18 protein-coding genes are annotated in these 20,907 nt (G+C 61.2%); 7 read left to right on the top strand and 11 right to left on the bottom strand.

Features of this window, described 5'->3' with window-relative positions; all coding sequences use genetic code 11:
* Positions 1-5: 5 nt before the first annotated feature.
* The 4 genes from rlmH to AB4N41_RS05305 all read right to left on the bottom strand — a co-directional run bounded on the left by rlmH (position 6) and on the right by AB4N41_RS05305 (position 3,012).
* A complete protein-coding gene (rlmH, locus tag AB4N41_RS05290) occupies positions 6-473 on the bottom strand; it encodes a 23S rRNA (pseudouridine(1915)-N(3))-methyltransferase RlmH (protein ID WP_095181903.1) in 468 nt (155 codons plus the stop codon).
* Between the two features lie 9 nt (positions 474-482).
* Positions 483-977, bottom strand: a complete 495-nt coding sequence (rsfS, locus tag AB4N41_RS05295) for a ribosome silencing factor (RefSeq protein ID WP_016773024.1) — start codon at positions 975-977, stop codon at positions 483-485.
* 72 nt (positions 978-1,049) lie between these two features.
* A complete protein-coding gene (nadD, locus tag AB4N41_RS05300; protein ID WP_024014451.1) occupies positions 1,050-1,772 on the bottom strand; it encodes a nicotinate-nucleotide adenylyltransferase in 723 nt (240 codons plus the stop codon).
* Positions 1,741-3,012, bottom strand: a complete 1,272-nt coding sequence (locus tag AB4N41_RS05305) for a glutamate-5-semialdehyde dehydrogenase (RefSeq protein WP_252876958.1) — start codon at positions 3,010-3,012, stop codon at positions 1,741-1,743. Before AB4N41_RS05305 ends, nadD begins: the two co-directional genes overlap by 32 nt.
* A gap of 177 nt (positions 3,013-3,189) precedes the next feature.
* Here AB4N41_RS05305 and AB4N41_RS05310 point away from each other — a divergent pair, with 177 nt between their 5' ends.
* The 4 genes from AB4N41_RS05310 (at position 3,190) to AB4N41_RS05325 (ending at position 11,199) form a co-directional block, all read left to right on the top strand.
* Positions 3,190-3,915: a DNA-3-methyladenine glycosylase gene (locus AB4N41_RS05310; RefSeq protein WP_095181905.1), complete on the top strand. Its 726-nt coding sequence runs from the start codon at positions 3,190-3,192 to the stop codon at positions 3,913-3,915.
* A 152-nt stretch (positions 3,916-4,067) separates the two neighbouring features.
* Positions 4,068-5,384 (top strand): bifunctional DedA family/phosphatase PAP2 family protein, encoded by a 1,317-nt coding sequence (locus AB4N41_RS05315; protein WP_252876959.1) that lies wholly within the window; start codon positions 4,068-4,070, stop codon positions 5,382-5,384.
* 403 nt (positions 5,385-5,787) lie between these two features.
* The gene (locus AB4N41_RS05320) at positions 5,788-7,659 is read left to right on the top strand and encodes a hypothetical protein (RefSeq protein WP_252876960.1); all 1,872 of its coding nucleotides are present in this window, start codon (positions 5,788-5,790) and stop codon (positions 7,657-7,659) included.
* 69 nt (positions 7,660-7,728) lie between these two features.
* Entirely contained in the window at positions 7,729-11,199 is a 3,471-nt protein-coding gene (locus AB4N41_RS05325) for a calcium-binding protein (RefSeq protein ID WP_460138357.1), read from the top strand.
* 87 nt (positions 11,200-11,286) lie between these two features.
* Here AB4N41_RS05325 and AB4N41_RS05330 read toward each other — a convergent pair whose 3' ends face one another.
* Genes AB4N41_RS05330 through AB4N41_RS05340 form a run of 3 tightly spaced genes read right to left on the bottom strand, consistent with a single transcriptional unit; the run spans position 11,287 to position 12,966 of the window.
* Positions 11,287-11,877: an LON peptidase substrate-binding domain-containing protein gene (locus AB4N41_RS05330; RefSeq protein WP_041477716.1), complete on the bottom strand. Its 591-nt coding sequence runs from the start codon at positions 11,875-11,877 to the stop codon at positions 11,287-11,289.
* A 10-nt stretch (positions 11,878-11,887) separates the two neighbouring features.
* On the bottom strand, positions 11,888-12,604 hold the full coding sequence (locus AB4N41_RS05335) for an LrgB family protein (protein WP_236168742.1): 717 nt from the start codon (positions 12,602-12,604) through the stop codon (positions 11,888-11,890).
* Positions 12,604-12,966, bottom strand: a complete 363-nt coding sequence (locus tag AB4N41_RS05340; RefSeq protein ID WP_016773012.1) for a CidA/LrgA family protein — start codon at positions 12,964-12,966, stop codon at positions 12,604-12,606. The genes AB4N41_RS05335 and AB4N41_RS05340 overlap by 1 nt, the downstream gene beginning before the upstream one ends.
* A 193-nt stretch (positions 12,967-13,159) precedes the next feature.
* Between AB4N41_RS05340 and AB4N41_RS05345 the strand changes: the two genes are divergently transcribed.
* From AB4N41_RS05345 to AB4N41_RS05355, 3 genes are all read left to right on the top strand, one after another.
* Positions 13,160-13,615 carry a MaoC family dehydratase gene (locus AB4N41_RS05345; protein WP_016773011.1) on the top strand — a complete coding sequence of 152 codons (456 nt, stop codon included), beginning with the start codon at positions 13,160-13,162 and terminating at the stop codon, positions 13,613-13,615.
* A 102-nt stretch (positions 13,616-13,717) separates the two neighbouring features.
* A complete protein-coding gene (locus AB4N41_RS05350; protein ID WP_056790669.1) occupies positions 13,718-15,445 on the top strand; it encodes a C13 family peptidase in 1,728 nt (575 codons plus the stop codon).
* A gap of 27 nt (positions 15,446-15,472) precedes the next feature.
* Entirely contained in the window at positions 15,473-16,114 is a 642-nt protein-coding gene (locus tag AB4N41_RS05355; protein WP_016773010.1) for an oxidoreductase, read from the top strand.
* Positions 16,115-16,244: 130 nt separating this feature from the next.
* On the opposite strand, the gene AB4N41_RS05360 is transcribed toward AB4N41_RS05355, so the two are convergent.
* The 4 genes from AB4N41_RS05360 to AB4N41_RS05375 form a co-directional block, all read right to left on the bottom strand.
* Positions 16,245-16,529 (bottom strand): YceK/YidQ family lipoprotein, encoded by a 285-nt coding sequence (locus AB4N41_RS05360; RefSeq protein WP_024014461.1) that lies wholly within the window; start codon positions 16,527-16,529, stop codon positions 16,245-16,247.
* Entirely contained in the window at positions 16,522-17,169 is a 648-nt protein-coding gene (gene ubiX, locus AB4N41_RS05365; protein ID WP_041477713.1) for a flavin prenyltransferase UbiX, read from the bottom strand. The genes AB4N41_RS05360 and ubiX overlap by 8 nt, the downstream gene beginning before the upstream one ends.
* A complete protein-coding gene (gene mpl / locus AB4N41_RS05370) occupies positions 17,166-18,515 on the bottom strand; it encodes a UDP-N-acetylmuramate:L-alanyl-gamma-D-glutamyl-meso-diaminopimelate ligase (protein ID WP_095181910.1) in 1,350 nt (449 codons plus the stop codon). Before mpl ends, ubiX begins: the two co-directional genes overlap by 4 nt.
* Positions 18,516-18,781: 266 nt before the next feature.
* Positions 18,782-20,683: a sigma-54-dependent Fis family transcriptional regulator gene (locus AB4N41_RS05375; RefSeq protein WP_252876962.1), complete on the bottom strand. Its 1,902-nt coding sequence runs from the start codon at positions 20,681-20,683 to the stop codon at positions 18,782-18,784.
* Positions 20,684-20,907 lie beyond the last annotated feature (224 nt).

The following is a 20,907-nucleotide window of genomic DNA, read 5'->3' on the forward strand; positions in this document are numbered from 1 at the left end:
CAGGCTTACTTGTGGTAAGGGTGGCCGGACAACACGGTCCAGGCACGGTACAACTGTTCGCCGATCAGGATCCGCACCAGCGGGTGCGGCAAGGTCAGCGGCGACAACGACCAGCGCTGGTCAGCGCGGGCACAGACTTCCGGTGCCAGCCCTTCCGGGCCGCCGACCATGAAGTTGACCGTGCGCGAATCCAGGCGCCAGCGATCGAGTTCGACCGCCAGTTGCTCGGTGCTCCACGGCTTGCCGTGAACCTCCAGCGTGACGACCCGCTCGTTGTGCCCGACCTTGGCCAGCATGGCTTCGCCTTCCTGGCGGATGAAACGTGCCACGTCGGCATTCTTGCCACGGGTGTTGAGCGGAATTTCCACCAGTTCCAGCGCCAGTTCGGACGGAAGACGCTTGGCATATTCATGCCAGCCTTCTTCCACCCACTTGGGCATGCGTGAACCGACGGCGATCAGGCGCAGTCGCACAGCAATCCCTTAGAACTGGTCTTTGTTGAGCTTGGTGAAATGCTCGTGGGTGTTCTCCGGGCTGTGGTGCTTGGCATCGGCCGCACGGCTTTGCTCGGCACCGGCCCACAGGCGCTCCAGGTCGTAGAACTGACGCGCCGAGGCAGTCATCATGTGCACGATCACCAGATCGAGGTCGAGCAGTACCCAGTCGCTGTCGCCCTTGCCTTCTTCGCCCAGCGGCTTGGCGCCCTGCTTTTTCACTTCCTCGCGGACCTTGTCCAGCATCGCGTTGATCTGGCGATTGGAGGTACCGGTGGCGATGATCATGTAGTCAGTGATGCTCTGCTTGTCGCGCACATCGATGATCTGGATGTCCTGGGCCTTGACGTCTTCCAGCGCAGCGACGGCAATCTTGACCAGTTCGTCGCCCTTGAGCGGCTCGTTGGTGTTGACGGCTTCCGGCAGTGGTGCGCTCTTGAACGTGCCTTTGCGCTTTACTTTCGGTAGATCTTTATCAGTCATATGTAACTCGTTTTGCTCATGTATTCGGCGGCTTGGGGATACGGTGATCCGTATCGGTGAAGCGCGCCTTGTTCAGTTCGACGCACGGTACAGACCGTGCGCATCGATGTAGGCCAGGACCGCGTCGGGCACCAGGAAACGTACCGACTTACCGCTGGCCAGCAGTTGACGGATCTGGGTGGCGGAAACCGCGAGCGGTGTCTGCCAGACGAATGCAATCTGTCCGCTCGGCCCTTTCAGGGCCAGCGGGTCGCTCACCGAACGCGCTGCCAGCAGGTTGCGCAAGGCATCCGGCGGTTCGCTGTCGGCGTCCGGGCGCTGTAGCACCAGGATGTGGCAATGCTGGAGCAACTCTTCCCAGCGGTGCCAAGTGGGCAGGCCGCAAAATGCGTCCCAGCCCAAAAGCAGAAAAACCTGGGTCTCGGCGGGCATCTCTGCGCGCAGCGACTCCAGGGTATCGATGGTCCAGGACGGTTTGTCCCGCTGCAATTCGCGGGCGTCCACCACCAGCGGCGGCAATCCGGCCACCGCGCACTCGACCATCGCCAGCCGGTCCTGCGCCGACACCTGCGGCGTCCCGCGATGTGGCGGCCGCGCGTTCGGCATCAGGCGCAACTCGTCCAGCGCCAGCGCTTCGACGACTTCCAGCGCGCCACGCAAATGGCCGATGTGCACCGGGTCGAACGTACCGCCCAGCACGCCAATGCGTTGCGGGCGCGACTCGCTGCCGGTGTGCGGCGCTGTCAGGTCGAGGTCGGTCAAGTCAGACCGTCGCCTGGCCGCGCAACTGGCCATCGCCGACCACGATGTACTTCTCGCAGGTCAGCCCCTCAAGCCCGACCGGGCCGCGGGCGTGCAGCTTATCAGTAGAAATGCCGATCTCGGCACCCAATCCGTATTCAAATCCATCGGCAAAGCAGGTCGGCGTGTTGATCATCACCGAGGCCGAGTCGACTTCCGCCACGAACCGGCGGGTGTCAGCGAGGTTTTCGCTGACGATCGAGTCGGTGTGATGGGAGCCGTAATGGTTGATGTGTTCGATCGCCTGCTCCAGACCGTCGACCACGCGGATCGACAGAATCGGCGCCAGATACTCGGTGTGCCAGTCGTCTTCGCTGGCCGCGACCGCTTCGATGATCGCCCGGGTGCGCTCGCAACCGCGCAGCTCGACGCCTTTTTCGCGGAACTGCGCGGCCATCGAAGGCAGGAAATCCCTGGCAACAGCCTGATCGACCAGCAGGGTTTCCATCGCGCCGCAGATGCCATAACGGTAGGTCTTGGCGTTGAAGGCGATGCTTTGGGCTTTGGCCAGATCGGCATGTTCACTGACGTAAACGTGGCAGATGCCGTCCAGGTGCTTGATCACCGGTACGCGAGCATCGCGGCTGATGCGTTCGATCAGGCCACGACCGCCACGGGGCACGATGACGTCGACGTATTCCGGCATGCTGATCAGCGCGCCGACAGCGGCACGGTCAGTGGTTTCGACCACTTGCACCACGGCGGCGGGCAATTCGGCCTCGGCCAGACCGCGCTGAATGCACGCGGCAATCGCGCGATTGGAATGAATTGCCTCGGAGCCACCGCGCAGGATGGTCGCGTTGCCGGACTTCAGGCACAGACTGGCGGCATCGATGGTCACGTTCGGACGGGATTCGTAGATGATCCCGATCACGCCCAGCGGTACACGCATCTTGCCGACCTGAATACCCGACGGACGGAAGCTCATGTCGCGGATCGCACCGACCGGATCCGCCAGTGCAGCAACCTGACGCAAGCCGACGATCATGCCGTCGATGCGTGCCGGGGTCAGTTCCAGACGCTCCAGCAGCGCCGGCTCCAGACCGTTGGCGCGACCGGCAGCCAGATCCAGCTCATTGGCGGCGGCCAGCTCGGCGCGCGCAGCGTCCAGAGCATTGGCGGCAGCCTGCAAGGCGCGGTTTTTCTGCGCGGTGCTGGCGCGACCGATGACCTTGGAGGCAGCGCGGGCGGCGCGACCCAATCGGGTCATGTAGTCAAGAACGGACTCAGTCATGGTCTGCTGGGGTCTTGGCAAAGAGGAAAGCGGCAGATTATAGCTGTCGCGTCCCGGGACTAACAGCGGTGACGGGCGGATGGTCGAAATGAGCTGCGTTTGGCCGGCGTTCAGACGTAATTAAGCTCAGCGTTGTTATCATCACGACCTCTTGAGCCTGGATAAACCTTGCCCATCATGACCAACGTGCCCCTTTGCCCCGAGTCCGCGCGCCTGCCCGTGGGCCTGCCGGACAGTTTTTTCGACCGCGACGCCCAGGTGCTGGCGCAGGCGCTGCTCGGCAAAGTCATCCGCCATCGCGTCGGCGATCTGTGGCTGAGTGCGCGAATTATCGAAACCGAAGCCTATTACTGCGCGGAAAAAGGCAGCCACGCCTCGCTCGGCTATACAGAAAAGCGTAAGGCTTTGTTTCTGGATGGCGGCCACATCTATATGTACTACGCACGCGGCGGTGATTCGCTGAACTTCAGTGCGCAGGGGCCGGGCAACGCGGTGCTGATCAAATCCGCCTATCCGTGGGTCGATGAAGTGAGCGGTCCGGCAAGTCTGGCGCAGATGCTGCTGAACAATCCCGATGCCCAGGGCCGACCGCGTCCGACACAGAAGCTCTGCGCCGGACAGACCCTGCTGTGCAAGGCGCTGGGTTTGAAAGTGCCGATGTGGGACGCCAAGCGTTTCGATCATGAACTGTTGCTGGTCGAGGACCCGGGACCGCCACCCGCGCAGATCATTCAAACCACCCGGTTGGGCATTCCGCTGGGCCGTGATGAACACTTGATGTATCGCTTCGTTGACGCTGCGTATGCGCAATGGTGCACGCGGAACCCGCTGCGACGGGGTCAGGTCGAAGGCCGGGATTATTTCCTGCTTCCCGGCGCTGAAGCCGAATCCGCTAATAAATGATGTCCCCCTGTGGGAGCGAGCCTGCTCGCGAAGGGGTCGTGCCAGCCAACGCTTCTATCGTCTGACACAGCGTATTCGCGAGCAGGCTCGCTCCCACAGGTCAGCAGTCCACCGCGAAACAATTACTTAAAGAATGAATGGAGTTTTTCTGTATGGGCCCATGGCTCGATAGCATCACCGGATGGCTCGGCGCCAATCCGCAGTGGTTGGCCGCAGCGGTGTTCATCGTTGCGTGCGTGGAATGTCTGGCGATCGCCGGGCTGATCGTGCCGGGCACGGTGCTGTTGTTCGGCGTGGCGGTACTGGCCGGCAGTGGCGCGCTGTCATTGAGCGAAACGCTGCTGCTGGGCTTTCTTGGCGGCATCCTCGGCGACTTGATTTCGTACTTCCTGGGGCGGCATTTCCATCAGAACATCCGCCGCCTGCCGGGCCTGCGCCATCACCCGGAATGGATGGCCGGCGCCGAGTCGTACTTCCAGCGCTATGGCATCGCCAGCTTGCTGGTCGGGCGTTTCATCGGCCCGCTACGACCAATGCTGCCAATGGTCGCCGGGATGTGCGACATGCCCTTCCCGCGTTTTTTCGCCGTCAGCCTGTTGGCCGCTGCTGGCTGGAGCCTGGCTTATCTGCTGCCGGGCTGGGCCACCGGCGCGGCGTTCCGTCTGCCATTGCCTGAAGGGTTCTGGCTGGAGGCCGGGATTGTCGCCGCCAGCATCGCGGTGATGGTCGGCCTGAGCGTCAACAGCAGCGTGCGCCGCCATCGTCGCGCGACAATCTGGATTGGCAGCATGAGCCTGCTGATCCTGATCGGTCTGTTCATCGGCTATCCATACCTCACCGCGCTCGACAACGGCGTGATGACCCTGGTGCAGGAGCACCGCCAGCCAGCGCTGGACGAAATCGCCGTGACGCTGACCCTGATCGGCGAATTCCGCAACATGCTGCTGTTCAGTGCCCTGCTCGTCATTCTGCTGGTGCTGTGCAAGCAGTGGCGCCAGGCAATGTTCGCGGGCGCCACCATGTTGGTCACCGCAATGGCCAATACCGGAACCAAGTATTTTTTCGCCCGGGTGCGCCCGGAAGTGCTCAGCGATCCATTGACCACCTACAGCATGCCCAGCGGCCACGCTTCTGGCGCGTTCGCCCTGTTCCTGACGCTGGGCGTGCTGGCCGGGCGCGGTCAGCCGCCGCGCATGCGCCTGACCTGGCTGCTGATTGCCTGCATCCCGGCCCTCTCTATCGCCCTGTCGCGGGTGTATCTCGGCGCGCACTGGCCAACCGACATATTGGCCGGGGCGATGCTCGCCAGTTGCGTGTGTGCTGCGATGCTGTGGTTGAGCCAACGGCAGGCGTCCCTTAATGCGATGCCGTTCAAGATCTGGTGGCTGATCCTGCCATCGATGGTTGCTCTGTTCGGCTTCTTCGTACTGCGCCACTTGCCACATACATTGTTGCGTTACGCCTACTAAAAACAGACAACTCACAAGCCGGATTTTTTATACGCCGCTCTTTTGGAATATTCCGACAAGAGCGGCGTTGATTACCTACGCAAACTTCCCCTCCTGCGGTTAACTTTCCTGGTTATAAAACCGACGTTTCCGCATTCCCAATCGACGCCAAACTAGCGTTACATAGTCCAGCCGGAACACGGTGGCGAAGTATTTCGCGCAACAGAAAATCCGTGAGTTCAATCCGCCCGGCTTGAGCACTTGCCAACAATCAATATTTATCCGGACCCGGCATTGAAGTTCTGCCGAGGCATTTATCAATTCATTCTTTGTCGAGTTATTCATGAGTCCAAAGATACCCCGCAAGACGCCTGTTACAACGCCGCATCAAACTGATCCGCACGCACCGGCACCACATCGCCCCTTGATCGATGCCAGCGCCGTTGAAATATCGAGAAGGACCGGTAGTCACGATCAGACGCTGCCCCCAACAACTTCCGGCAGCCCCCTCGCCGATGCAAACCCGAGACTTCCGGCGATCGAAATCTTCCAGTTACCGGCACATGGCGCTTATCGTTCTGAACATTCCACTTCAATAACCGATTACTGGTTGTCAGAGGCTTTTCTGCGTGGGATGAAGCCCGCTGACCCCGATGGATTTCGCTGGGTCGTTGGCAGAAAGTTCGTCGACGTCGAATATCAGGGCGCTTTGCAAACCACTCACGTCGGCGTGGATGAAACCGGCGCATGGCGCAGCAAGTTGCTGACCGAGCGCGTGCCCTCCGGACCGCTTTTGTATAAAAACGCAGACAGCCCCACCTGGCGCCTGACCGAACAACCCGCGCCGAAGCGAGCACGGCTCGCCCCCGCGACAACGCCCATCAATCAAAGCCGTTACAGTCCATCGGGGCGTTCGCCGGATGCTCAGGGTTACTACGAAATGCATCCGCTTTTTGCAGCGCGCACAGACGCCCCCCTGTTCGCCTTCAGGGATTCATTTGGCAATTTCATTCCGGTAGATCCTCCGTCGGGCGGATTCGCGGCGTCGCCGACCCACCTCAAACAGTGGACCGATCATGAGATCTGGCAGCTATATGGCTTGCAGGGCCAGGACATCGCGCGCTTTCGTGTCGAAGCTCAGGCCAGCGGCATGCCGCCACAGTGGGCACATCCCACAACCACCGGAAATCCGCTGACCGATCTGCTGCGCGACTCGCTGCGCTGGCTGCATCCACAGATGAGCCGTGCAGAGCGCGAAGCCTTTCTGCAATCGTTCAATCTGCTGCCCAGGCAATTGACCCGCTTGCAGCAGGAGATGAGCGACCATCTGGCGATTCCAGCCTGGGCACTGGCGCACAAGCGCCTGTTGGATGACATCACCCACCCGCAACGCTTTGAGCAATTGGCCACAGATGCGGTCGAGCAGCTCAACCTCAAGCACAATGCCCGCCACGACTGGTACGACGCCGAACAAGGCCTGACCCCCGAGGTCCGCGAAGCGCTGTTGAAACAGCTCGGTTACCTGCGCAACAAACACAATTGCCTGTATCGCACGGACATCCCGGCACTGTTTCGCGGTGACGAGCGCACGCCGTTCGAGCTGGCGAATGACGGCACCATGCTGCCCCGCTACCACCACAAACCCGGCGCCACCACGCACAAGCCGATCAGCGCGACGTTCAGTCTCGAGCAGGGCCAGATGTATGCCAGCGCCCCCGATCCCGCATACCTGCGTTTCAACAGCCAGACCCATAAATATCCGGGACGCGACGCGGGTGACAGCAGCTCAGACAGCGGCGCAAGCGACGCCGATGATTCAAGCAGTTCCTCATCCGACTGGTCTGATCCTGAGAGTCCCGTCGCCTGGGATCACGAGCGGGGTTATCGGTCCTCACGCACGCGGCAGACAGAAATGTTCATGTACGCCCTCGACACGCGCAATCTGGAAGTCGTCCCGCACGAAGAGAACATGGCGTTCAATTCCGCTGCGCGTGAGAACCCGCCGACCTGGTTTCCCTCCGACGATTTCGAGGGGCTGATTTCAGTCACCCGCAGCGGAGTTCCAGCCGAGCGTATCTGGTTGCTGAACACAGACCTGAGCAAAGGCGCCAGAGTCGCAGACATCAAGGAACAGGCCGGCGCGGACGCTGAGCGTATCGAGGCGGCGACCCATGCCGGGCATGCCAACAAATTCCAATACGACCGACTGATCGACAAAGTGGAAGCGGCGGGACTGCCAGTCCTCAGGCTGTCGGGCAACAAGAACGAGTTTGCATACGACATCGCCTGGCCCTGAACCGGGCACGCCCATACAACGCCGGAGAGGAGACCGGCACCCTCATGCACACCATTAAAGGATTAATACGTGTCGAAACTCATCGTCCCTGCGACCCATATCGCCCACGTTCGCGCACTTGAAGTTACCCCCATCGACGTCTCGGCGAATCCCCATGCGCCGCCCACCCATATGCGCAATCAGACGCAGGCGCCTGACATTGATCCGTCGCTTCGCAAAACCCTCAAAGCCCTGGACAAGCATCTGGGCCTGCTACGCATCGGTGAGATCATGATCAGTCGGGTCGAATTGCAAGCGCTGGGGGCGACCATTGACGGTCAACCGGTCAGTGCGGCGAACGCCCACATGAAGAGCGTGGATCAGGCATTTCTCGACGGACTCAATTTTCAATCGGCGCAGGTGCAGTCGCGCTTGCAGGCCGTGGATTTCCCCGCCAATGACATAGCCGCAATGCTGTTCTACGAAATTGCCTGCAAGCGCTCGATTGATGCCGGCCCACTGTTCATCAGTGATACACCACTGGTTTCCGGCAGCGCCATGGATCGTCTCAACAAGCTGGGCAAGGCTGCGCAAAAGCTGGAAATCCACCGTGCGGACGCGTTTGAAAACACACCGGGCTGGATCAACAAGAGCAAAAGCTATTTGATGAGCGGCGCAGGCGTCGGCATGCAAGCCTTCGGCATCTACAGCAGTTACATGGCGCTGACCGATGCGATCAAGAAAGGCGAGGCACTGGAAATGCTGTACTACGGCGGATTCATTGCTGCAGAACTCGGCTCGCTGATCATCGAGCAGGGCCTGACCAGAACAGGCCAGGCGATGCTCACTCAGGGCAGCAATGTACTGAAGGGTTTTGCGCTGACCTCAATCGGCAAATACATGAGCCGTGGTGCGGGACTGTTCGCCAGCGCGATTACCTTGCCGTTCGACATCGTTGACGCGATCAAATCCTTCAACGCCGCCGCCGCGACATCGGGCAAACAAGCTCAGGATCATTATTTCAGCGGTGCCCTGAGTGTAGCGGGCGCGGGTATCAGCCTGGTGCTGGGCGTCGCCGCGCTGGCCGGCTTCGGCAGCGTTGCCGGCCCGCTCGGCCTTGCGGCCGCTGCGCTGCTCATCGGCGGATCGATGATTTATCAGGCCGCCAGGGTCGTCGACGATATCGACGACTACATCGAACTGACGACACTCGAGCGTCTGCGCTCGGGATGGTTCGCCTTCACCGGCAAGGAACTGGACACCGAGGTGATGGATCGCTTCAAACTGTCCAGGCTTTACAGTGACTATGGAAAACAGCTCGAACTGTCGGCGAAAGACATGCTGGCCGGTGCTTACAAGGACTCCATCGCACAGGTAGTCAATGGCGCGTTTCGCGCTGAACTGCGCCCTGTCGAACTGTGGCGTTACCAGTGGGACGAAAGCGCCGGGCAGTTGCCGTTCAGACTCGACAGCCAAGCGGTGATCGTCGGCGGCGACGATGCAGTCGACGCAAGCCTCGGATTACCCGACAACCTCAAAGGCATGGTCAGCGGCAGCCCAGGCGAAGGCAAAGGCGTGTTCTGGCGCCTGGGTGATGGCAACGACCGCGTGGTTGGCGTCAAGGCGCGGCCCAACCTCTTCACCTACCGCGACGGCCATAAGGCACTGACGGGCGGCGACACAAATGATGCGTTCTACCAGGAAGTCTCTGATCAGGAACTGGATCGATCGAGCAAACCGCCGCACATCAATGTGCTGGATGGCGGCTCGGGCAACGACCTGGTTGCGTTCGAAGGCGTCCGCCCGATTACCGACACGCGTTACATCGGTCACGACGTCAACCTGCAAACCGGCAAGGTCTCACTTCGCAGCCCGGACTCTGCGAACGACACCCTCGAAGTCGCCCACCTGACCTCCATTGAAAACGTTGCGACCTTGCGCAAAGGCACGAGCACTATCACGGGCAATGAACAGCCCAACCAGATTTCCGCCAACGGTTACGACCGCATCAGCGCCGGCGACGGCAACGACACGATCGCAATCACTGGTACCGAGTGCACGGTTGAGGGCGGCGGCGGCGAAGATCGCTATTACATCGCCGACACCAATGCACGTACAACGATCATCGAATGTGGCGACCATTCGAGCCTGATCGAACTCGGCTGGCCGATGGCGGTCATTCAACGCTGGCAAATCATCGGCACCTCACTGGTGGTCAACTCCTTGCGCGGCAGGGACGGCAGCGACCCCGACCATGTGCTGACCCTTGAAAACGTCTACCAGACGGTCAACGGTCAGCGTCAATTGAGCAATGCTCGGTGGGTGTTCCGCACTCTCGATGGCTATGAACTGCGCGCGCAACTGCCCACTCGGCCTGGTGAAGCATTGAGTCAGGACATCGAGGTTGCCGTCACTGTCAGCGGACGGTCGGCACCCGCCCCGGCAATCGTCAACGGTGGCACGGTGGCGCTGGACGGTCAGGGCGTGCAGCGCCACTTCGTCGCACGTACCGAGCACAGGGTCGAATTCGTCGCCACAGGCAACGCTACCGGCGCCCGCACCATTTACCTGGATTACCAGGACAGCGAGATTGTCGACGTGGTGGTCAGCTATGGCCTGGAAGTGCGCCAGGGTGTTTCGGGCAATACGCACCTGACCTACAACAACATCAGCCTGTCGATTCTGCTGCCATCCAAGGTGCTGGCCTTCAAAGGCGTGATCCAGACGATTGCCGCCGCGACGGGCTACAGTGGCCAAAACAGCCTGAAGGTCACGACACCGCTTCTGGCCCGGGACATCATGCTGGTCATGCAGGATGACGTTTCATACCGCGTGCAGGTGCCCGCGTTCGATTACCGGGACGACGCCAGAAACCCCGGAATCCGTGTGCTCAGCTCGCGGAGCTGGTTGAAGCGGCGCAACGGAAAATATCCATTCATCCGTCCGCTGGTCAGCGAGAAACCATCACTGGGCACCCAGAACAGCAAAGTGGTCATCGAATCGCGGCCGCACACCGGGATTTATCTGCTCGAAGGCAAAAGCGCGACCTACGACGTTTATCTCGCCAGCAACAGCATCCTGCGTCTGGCCACACCGGGCGCTGCGGCAAAAACGGCCAATGCATCGAGATGGAATCTGTTCACCCGTGCCCTGACAGAAACCGTCACGCGCGCCGACATTCAGCTCCAGGGCAACCGCCTGCGCATTGCCAGCGTCACGGTGGAGTTGCCGGACATCTTGGATGACACTCCGGTGGAGTCCATTTGTGTGGTGACGTCAGCCGGCAACATTTATGAAGTCTCGCTGCTGTTTGAGGTGTTGCAGCTGTATGTGATCGATGCTCGTGGCTACGCCAGTGTCGAGGCATTGCTGACGGATATCGACAAGCACAAACAGCGCCACGAACTGGCCGCGCGGGTCTACGTCACCCACATCGGTTACAAACCCGAGACAGCGGGCACGCTGGTTTACAACTCGGTGAGCAATCAATGGCGCCTGCTCAATGATCTGCAAGAGCGCGTCGACCGCGAAGGTCTGTTCATCCCGGTCAACATGAGCTGACGGTGCGCTGCCGGTTTCAACATCGTGTCAGGGTGGGCCTGCGCTGATCTTCGTTTGCGCCTTGAGTCATGCGTTTTGCAAGTGAAACTAGGCGAACAGTTCGCCCTGCAACTCGTCGAGTAATGCCTGGATCGCATCCAGCCGTTGCTGAGGGTCGTCGAGTTGCAGCAGATCGATCTTGTCTTCTTCGGCGAACGGCAACAGGTAGGCAAGCTGATTGGCCAGTGACTGTTGACCGGCGGCTTCAGTGCCCATGTCCAACGCTTCGACCATCGGGTGTTCGGCCAGCGCCTTGAGCAGCGCGACCAGATCGGCGTCCTCGTCCTGCAACGGTTGCTCGGGCTCATCGTCCAGCCATTCGACGTCGGCGACGATCAACTGATCGCGCTGCACTTCGGTGCGCAACACCGTGAAACGCCGCCCGCCCTGGACGCGAATGCCGAGCAGGCCGTTGTCCTGTTGCTGGAAATCGGTGATCCGCGCCTCGCAGCCAACCATTGCGAAACCTTCTGGTGCCACACCGACTTCGTTGCCCTCCAGAATGCACACCACACCGAAACCGACGCCCTGCTTCATGCAGCGGCCGATCATGTCGAGGTAGCGCGCCTCGAAGATCTGCAGATCGAGGTTGCAGCCGGGGAACAGCACCGTGTTCAGCGGAAAAAGCGGCAGACTCATAGACATTTCCTTACACCACCATCGACACCGCCAACGGCAGGAACACCGCCGTGGCCACACCCATCAGACTCATTGCCAGCGCGGCGAACGCGCCGCACTCATCGTTTTCCTGCATCGCCACCGCCGTGCCGACCGCATGAGCGGTCATGCCCAGCGCCATGCCGCGCGCTTCGGGGCTGTGCACGCCGAGGCGGGTCAGCAGCGCCGGGCCGAAGATCGCGCCGATGACCCCGGTGATCAATACAAACACCGCTGCCAGCGCCGCCACACCGCCGATCTGCTCGGCAACCAGCATGGCGATCGGCGACGTCACCGATTTAGGCGCCATGGTCATCAGGATCATGTGATCGGCACCGAACCACCAGCCCAGCGCCACGCCCATGCCCGTTGCGACCACCCCGCCTATCACCAGAGTAGTAAAAATCGGCCAGAACAATTGCCGGATGCGGCGCAGATTCAGGTAGAGCGGCACCGCCAGCGCCACCGTGGCCGGCCCCAGCAGAATGCTGAGGATTTCGGTGCTCTTGCGATACTCCGCGTAGGTCAGGCCGCAGCCGACCAGCACACCGATCACCAACAACATGGAGACCAGCACCGGTTGCAGAAAGATCCAGCGGGTTTTCTCGAATGCCGCCAGCACCAGTTGATAAGCGCCTAGCGTGATGCCAATGCCGAACAGCGGATGATGAATCACCGAGGTCCACGCGCCTTGCCAGTCGAACAGCATCAGGATTCCTCCGCCGGCGGCGCATGACGTTTGACCAGCCGTTGCATGAGCACGCCGGCAAAGGCCATCGACAGGATCAGCGAGACCACCAGCGCGCCGACGATCGCCCAGAAATCGGCGGCAATCGCCGTGGCATACACCATCACGCCCACCGCTGGCGGCACCAGCAGCAACGGCAGATAACGCAGCAGGCTGCCCGCCGCCTGATTCAGCGGCTCGCCGACTTCACCGCGAATGATCAGGAACACCAGCAACAGCAGCAGCCCGATGATCGGCCCCGGCAATATCGGCAACAGCAAATGATTGAGCGCCGTGCCGAGCAGTTGGAACAGCACCAGCAGGGTCAGGCCACGTAACAACATCTGACATCTCCGTCTTCTATTTCACCCAGCAGGGGCTCGGCATTATAAGCATGCCGGCGCTATGGACCGGCATTCGCCAAAAGCATGGTCGGTTGACCTGAGCAAATCGCCATGATGATCTACAGTGGTTCGCAGGCCGGTCAAATCCGCCCCCTGAAAAACTATAAAACCGATGAACCCAAGGAGAGTCTCAATGCCCTATGTTCCCGTTGCAGAGCTCAAAGATTATGTCGGCAAGGAACTTGGACGTTCCGAATGGCTCACCATCGATCAGGAGCGCATCAACCTGTTCGCCGAAGCCACTGGTGATTTTCAGTTCATTCACGTCGATCCGGTCAAGGCCGCGCAAACGCCGTTTGGCAGCACGATTGCCCATGGTTTCCTGTCGCTGTCGCTGATGCCGAAACTGATGGAAGACATCCTCGTGCTGCCCGAAGGCGTGAAGATGGTCGTCAACTATGGCCTGGACAGCGTGCGTTTCATCCAGCCGGTCAAGGTCAACTCGAAAGTCCGACTGAAGGTCGACATGGTCGAGGTGACCGAGAAAAAACCCGGCCAGTGGCTGCTCAAGGCCACCGCGACACTGGAGATAGAAGGCTCGGACAAACCGGCCTATATCGCCGAGCCGCTGTCACTCTGCTTCGTCTGATCATCCCGGATGCGAAGCAGCGCACGCTGTTTCGCGTCACGTCTGTATATATGCGACGCATAGCTGCGGCATACTCGGTCGCCTAATTGCCCGGATCCCGCTATGCGCTCAATCGCTCGACTTGCACCCCTTGCCCTGACCCTGATGCTCACCGCTTGCGGCGACGGCGAATCGCTGTTGCCGCCGGATGCGCGCCTGCCCGATGGCGGTCGCTATCGCGGTGAACTGGTCGACGGCTTGCTGCAAGGTCAGGGCCGCGTCGACTACCCCAACGGCAGCTGGTACGCCGGAGAGTTCGACAAGGGTCAGTGGCACGGGCAAGGCGAATGGCATGGCAGCAACGGCGAGGTCTATCGCGGCCAGTTCCAGCAAGGTCTGTTTGATGGACAGGGCAGCCTGAGCACCAATGCCAGCAGTTATACCGGTGGTTTCAAGCAGGGCCGGCGCGATGGCGAAGGTACGCTGAAAGAAAACGGCATGACCTATCGCGGCGAGTTCAAGGCTGACCAGTATTCCGGCCTCGGCCGCCTGGAAATGGACGACGGCAGCTCCTATCAAGGCCAGTTCGCCCACGGCAAACCCAACGGCGAAGGCCAGCGCGGCGATGCCAGCGGCAATTCGTTCACGGGTCATTTCGTCAACGGTCAACTGGAAGGCAACGGCACTTACAACAGCGCCGACGGCGATATCTACGTCGGCGGCTTCAAGAACAATCAATTGCACGGCAAAGGCCGCTACGAGAACGCCGACGGCGACGTCTGGCTCGGCCAGTTCAAGGAAGGCGCGCTGACCGGCAAGGGCGAACTGATCGGCGCTGATGGCAGCCATTACATCGGTGTGTTCAATGACTGGCGCTTCACCGGCCAGGGCCGTTTGAACCTCGCCGATGGCAGCTTCTACATCGGCGGCTTCGACAACGACAGCTATTCAGGACGCGGTACTCTGGTGCTGACCGATGGCAGCGTGCTCAGCGGCACCTGGATCAACGGCCAACGCGTACGTGACGCCGACGGCAAATTACTCCCCGACACTCTCGAACTCGGTTTGCTCGCCCAGGGTCGTCTGCTCGACGAGGCACTGGCGGCGATCCCCGCTTCGACTCCGGCAGTCGAGTTGTACACCCTGACCCTCGGCGGCGACGGCAAGCAAAGCGTGTTCCTGCGTGAATCCGATTACGTCGCCAACATGCTCAGTACGCGCTTCGGCGCCTACGGCCAGATCCGCCTGGTCAATCATCGCGATCATCTCGGCGACCGGCCGATGGCCACTCGGGAAAACCTGCGCCGCGCCGCGCAAGCCCTCGCCGAACGCAGCGGGCCGGAAGATCTGCTGTTCATTTATCTGACCAGCCACGGCACCGCCGAACATGAACTGGTGCTCGATCAGCCGCGCATGGAGCTGGCCGACCTGCCCGCCGATGAACTCGCCGCCGTGCTCGCGCCGCTGAAGCATCGCGACAAGGTCATCGTGATTTCCTCGTGCTATTCCGGTGGATTTATCCCGGCGCTGAAGGACGAACGCACGCTGATCATGACTGCCTCGCGCGCCGATCGGGTGTCGTTCGGTTGCTCGGAAGAAGCCAACTTCACCTATTTCGGCGACGCGCTGTTCGCCCAGGCGCTGAACCAGACCGACGACCTCGAACAGGCATTCAAACTGGCCAAGGCCACCGTTGCCGAACGCGAGCTGGCCGACGGTTTCGAAGCCTCGGAGCCGCAGATCTGGGCGCCGAAAACCGTGCTGTCGCACTGGCAACTGCTGCGCAAACAGCAAGCACGCAAAGCGTTGCAAAGCAGCGCATTGAACGACGCGGCGAAAAAAGGCAACTAAGCTGAACAGTATCAAGGGAGAGACACTATGTACTTGACGCCTCAGCACGTATTGCTTGCCGGAGCCACCGGACTGACCGGTGAACATCTGCTCGACCGTTTGCTCAACGAGCCAACGATTACCCGTGTCCTCGCCCCTTCGCGCCGGCCGCTGGCCGAGCATCCGCATCTGGAAAACCCGGTCGGTGACCCGCAGGCGTTTCTGCCGCAGCTCAGTGGCCGGGTCGATATCGCCTACTGCTGCCTCGGCACCACTATCAAGCAGGCCGGCTCCGAAGAAGCCTTTCGCGCAGTCGATCTGGACATGGTCGTGGCGTTTGCCAAGCGCGCGCGGGAGATGGGCGCGCGGCACCTGATCGTGATCAGTGCGATTGGCGCCGATCCGAATTCCTCGGTGTTCTACAACCGGGTCAAAGGTGAAATGGAACAGGCCCTGCGCGCGCAGAACTGGCCGCAGCTGACCATTTGCCGACCTTCGCTGTTGCTTGGCGAACGCACCGAACCACGCCTGGTCGAGCAACTGGCCGGGCCATTGTCGAAGCTGATTCCGGGGAAATACCACGGCATCGAAGCGTGCCAGTTGGCGCGAGCGATGTGGCGCCTGGCGCTGGAAGAACAGGATGGGGTGCGGGTGATCGAATCGGATGAACTGAGGAAGCTCGGCAAATAATCCATCCACCCATGAAGATCGTTCCCACGCTCTGCGTGGGAATGCAGCCATGGACGCTCTGCGTCCTAAAAAGCGTGACGCGGAGCGTCACAGGATGCGTTACCACGCAGAGCGTGGGAACGATCAGTCGCTACAATCCACCAGTCGCTTGAAAACCTACTCCAATCACCGTCAGCAACGACAACGGTAACAACAGCGTATCGAGCAACGCGCTGGCCGGCAGGTCCACTCCCGGATAGCTCGGCGCCTCGGCACCGAACCGGTCCATCGCACAACACCCGCCGTTCAACGCATACAAATCCAGCCGCGTCCCGGCATACACCACCGGCGCGCCGGGTTTGGCCGCATCCAGCGTGCGCACGGTAGCGCATCCAGCCAATTGCAGGGCCAGCACAAGCACCAGCAGCTTATTCATCGCTGCTCAAGTGATGCTCGCCCCAACGCGGCAGCATGTCTTGAGGGATGCCGAGCAGATTGAGAATCCGCGCCACAACGAAGTCGATCAAATCATCGATGGTCTGCGGCTGGTGATAGAAGCCCGGCGAGGCCGGCAGAATCGTCACGCCCAGATTCGACAGCTTGAGCATGTGCTCCAGATGAATGCTCGAGTACGGCGCCTCGCGCGGCACCAGAATCAACTGGCGGCGCTCTTTCAGGGTGACGTCCGCCGCGCGTTCGATCAGGTTGTTGCAGGCGCCGGTGGCAATCGCCGACAGCGTGCCGGTCGAACAAGGCACCACCACCATGGCTGCCGGCGAGCCGGAGCCCGAAGCCACCGGCGACATCCAGTCTTCCTTGCCATACACGCGAATCTGCCCGGCAGCGGCGCCGGTGTATTCGGTCAGAAAGGCCTGCATCATCTGCGGCTTGTTCGGCAGGGACACGTCGGTCTCGGTGGCCATTACCAGTTGCGCGGCCTTGGAGATCAGGAAGTGCACTTCGCGATCTTCGCGCACCAGGCAATCGAGCAGGCGCAAGCCGTACTGCGCGCCCGAGGCGCCGGTCATCGCCAGGGTGATGCGTTCCGGTCCGCCGGCCTGGGAAAAAGTGTTCATTGCAGTGCCTCGGCAAGCTTGCCGTGCAGGCCGCCGAAGCCGCCGTTGCTCATGATCACCACGTGAGTACCGGGCTGCGCCTGGCTCTTCACGCGCTCGATGATGCCTTCCAGCGAATCGCTGACGATGGACGGCACGGTGCATAACGCTGCGGTGGCGCCGAGGTCCCAACCGAGGTTGGCCGGGGCATACCAGATCACCTGATCGGCATCGACCACGCTGTCCGGCAGACCGTCACGGTGGGCGCCGAGCTTCATCGAATTGGAGCGCGGCTCGATGATCGCAATCAGTGACGCGTCGCCGATGCGTTTGCGCAGGCCATCAAGCGTGGTGGCGATGGCGGTCGGGTGGTGAGCGAAGTCGTCGTAAATGGTGATGCCGCGCACCTCGGCGACTTTCTCCATGCGTCGTTTGACGTTCTTGAACGCGCTCAAACCGGCGATGCCCATCGATGGCACCACGCCAACATGACGCGCCGCAGCCAGCGCGGCCAAGGCATTGGCGACGTTGTGTTGACCGGTCAATTCCCACTCGACGGTGCCCTGGGACACGCCTTCGAACATCACTTCGAACGCCGAGCCGTCCTCGCTCAGTAGTTTTACCTGCCACTGACCGCCGGCGCCGGTGGTTTGCACCGGGGTCCAGCAACCCATCTCGATCACGCGCTGCAACGCTGGCTCGGTGGTCGGGTGGATGACCAGCCCTTCGCTCGGAATGGTGCGCACCAAGTGGTGGAACTGACGCTCGATTGCTGGCAGATCGGGGAAGATGTCGGCGTGATCGAACTCAAGGTTGTTGAGGATCGCAGTGCGCGGACGGTAGTGGACGAATTTCGAGCGCTTGTCGAAGAAGGCGCTGTCGTATTCGTCAGCCTCGATCACAAAGAACGGCGTACCGCCCAGGCGCGCCGACACCGAGAAATTCTGCGGCACGCCGCCGATGAGGAAACCCGGGCTCATCCCGGCGTGCTCCAGCACCCAGGCGAGCATGCTGCTGGTGGTGGTTTTGCCATGCGTACCGGCCACGGCCAATACCCAGCGACCTTGCAGCACGTGGTCAGCCAGCCACTGCGGGCCAGAGACGTACGGCAGGCCTTTGTTCAGCACATATTCCACCGCCGGGTTACCACGGGACATGGCATTGCCGATCACCACCAGATCCGGCGCCGGATCGAGCTGCGCCGGGTCATAACCCTGCGTCAGCTGAATGCCCTGGGCCTCGAGCTGCGTGCTCATCGGCGGATAGACGTTGGCATCGGAGCCGGTGACGTGATGACCCAGCTCTTTGGCCAACACTGCCATCGAGCCCATGAAAGTCCCGCAGATACCCAGAATATGAATGTGCATAGTCGACCTCGTAAAACATGGCCGCAGGTTAGCGTAGGGAGGGGGAAATGGCACTCTTTAGCTGAAGGATGGAGACGGGTTGGCGGCTACATCTGCGCACGGCTTCAGACCGCAGCCCCTCACCCCAGCCCTCTCCCGAGGGAGAGGGAGCCGATCTCGGTCGCTTTCAAATTTTTAGTTCGGCTCGATATTTCAGGTCGGCGTAAATCGCCAAAACACCTCGGTCAGTCCCCTCTCCCTCTGGGAGAGGGTTAGGGTGAGGGCTTTCAGCTGACACGCCGCTCAATTCCGTGTTTACGCAGTTTTCTATAAAGGGTGTTGCGGCTTACGCCCAGTTGCTGCGCTGTATGGGTCATATGCCAGCGCGTCTGCTCCAGCGCACTGAGCAAGGCCAGTCGTTCGGCATCTTCCAATGGCTGCGCCGCCACCACCGCCGGCCGCGCCTGCCGAATCATCACCGGCAAATCCTCAACGCTGACCCGCCCGCCATCACACAACGCCGCCAGCGTACGCAGGACATTGCGCAACTGCCGCACATTGCCCGGCCAGTTGAATGCCAACAACGCTTGCCGCGCCGCTTCGTCGATCAGAATCGTTTCGCCTCCGGCCTCCTCGGCCAGCAGAAAATCCAGCAACTGCGATTTATCACTGCGCTCGCGCAATGCCGGCAACGCCACTTCCAGCCCGTTCAAGCGGTAATACAGGTCTTCACGGAAACTGCCGTCCTCGACTCGTTCGAGCAAATTGCGGTGCGTCGCACTGATGATGCGCACGTCTACCGCTTGCGGCTCGCCGCCAATCGGCACCACTTGCCGATCTTCCAGCACACGCAGCAAGCGCGTCTGCAACGCCAGTGGCATGTCGCCGATTTCGTCGAGGAACAAGGTGCCGCCATCGGCCTGTTGCAGCTTGCCGCGCATGCCGTCCTTGCGTGCGCCGGTGAAGCTGCCGCCGCGATAGCCGAACAGTTCGCTCTCGATCAGGCTTTCCGGAATGGCCGCGCAATTGAGTGCGACGAAGGCATTGCCGCAGCGCTGGCTGGCCTGGTGCACAGCCTTGGCGAACGCCTCCTTGCCCGAGCCGGTTTCGCCGTTGATCAACAGCGGCACGTCGCGCTCGAACACGCGCAGGGCTTTGCGAAATTCCGCCTGCAACGCTTCATCGCCGAGGCAGATGCCGGACAGGCGTGGCGCTGGAGCAGTGATTGGCGTTGGAACAATGGCTGTCGGCTTGCGCGATTCGCCGCGCAACACGGCAAACAGATGCCGGCCATCACGAGTGCGCAGCGGCCAACTGGCGCTGGCGTTGGCACTCGCGCGACCGAGCAGGTCATCCAGCGAACAATCGAAAAACGCTTCCACCGGTTTACCGAGCAAACCACCGCGAATATGCCCGAGCAGGTTCAGCGCGCTCTGGTTGACTGCGCTGATCCGCCCTTCGCCGTCAAACGCCAGCAGCCCTTCGCTGAACAGGCCGACGGACTCGGCCTGCAGATGAAAGCGCAGCAACCACTGATTGTCGAAACAGCGCAGGAAGTAGCAGCTCTCGATCATCTTCGCCGACAGATTGACCAGCGCCATGGTGTGGAACTGGCTCTGCCGCGAGACGTCCGGCCGCGCCGAAGACACATCGAGTACCGCCAGCAATTCACCGTGCGGATCGAACACCGGACTCGCCGAGCAGGTCAGCCCGGTGTGGCGGCCGCGAAAATGCTCGTCCTGGTGAATGGTCAGCGCCTGACGCTCGACCAGGCAGGTGCCGATGCCGTTGGTGCCTTCGCAGGCTTCGCTCCAGTCAGCGCCGAGCCAGAGACCGGCGCGCTCGAAAATCTTCCGTTCGGCCGGCGCGGTGACGCAATTGAGGATCACACCGCGCGCGTCAGTCAGCAGCACCGCATGGCCGGCGCCGGAGAGTTGCTGATGCAGGCTGCTCATCTCGGTGCCGGCAATTTGCAGCACTTGCTGCAGACGTTCGCGACTTTCCAGCACTCGGCCATGCTCGAGCACGGTCGGCGCCATGGTCACAGAAGGATCGAGGTGATAGTCCTCAAGGCAACGCAGCCACGAACGGGCGATCGATGGATCGGCGCCGGGGCCGTGCAGGTGCGGTTTGCCCTGGGTGACGGTGAGAACCTGGCGGGCATGGCGACTCAAATGGTTGTCGTGCATTTCTTATTGTTCTCCCCGGGGCGCGATGGCCCAAAGCATGAGGTGACGCCCAGCATCCTCCAGCGGCTCCGGCATTGCAATGCCGGCAAGACCGCCCGGTCACGGGCTGTGTCGCAAGCGGTACAAATTGTCACGGGCGCTGTACCGAAACCGTCACAGCGGCTCTCCATTCGTCCGAGACAAACCGGCCAAGCCCTTGATTTGCCTGACCTGCACGGCAGTGG

The sequence above is a fragment of the Pseudomonas sp. S2_A10 genome (genome assembly GCF_054668465.1).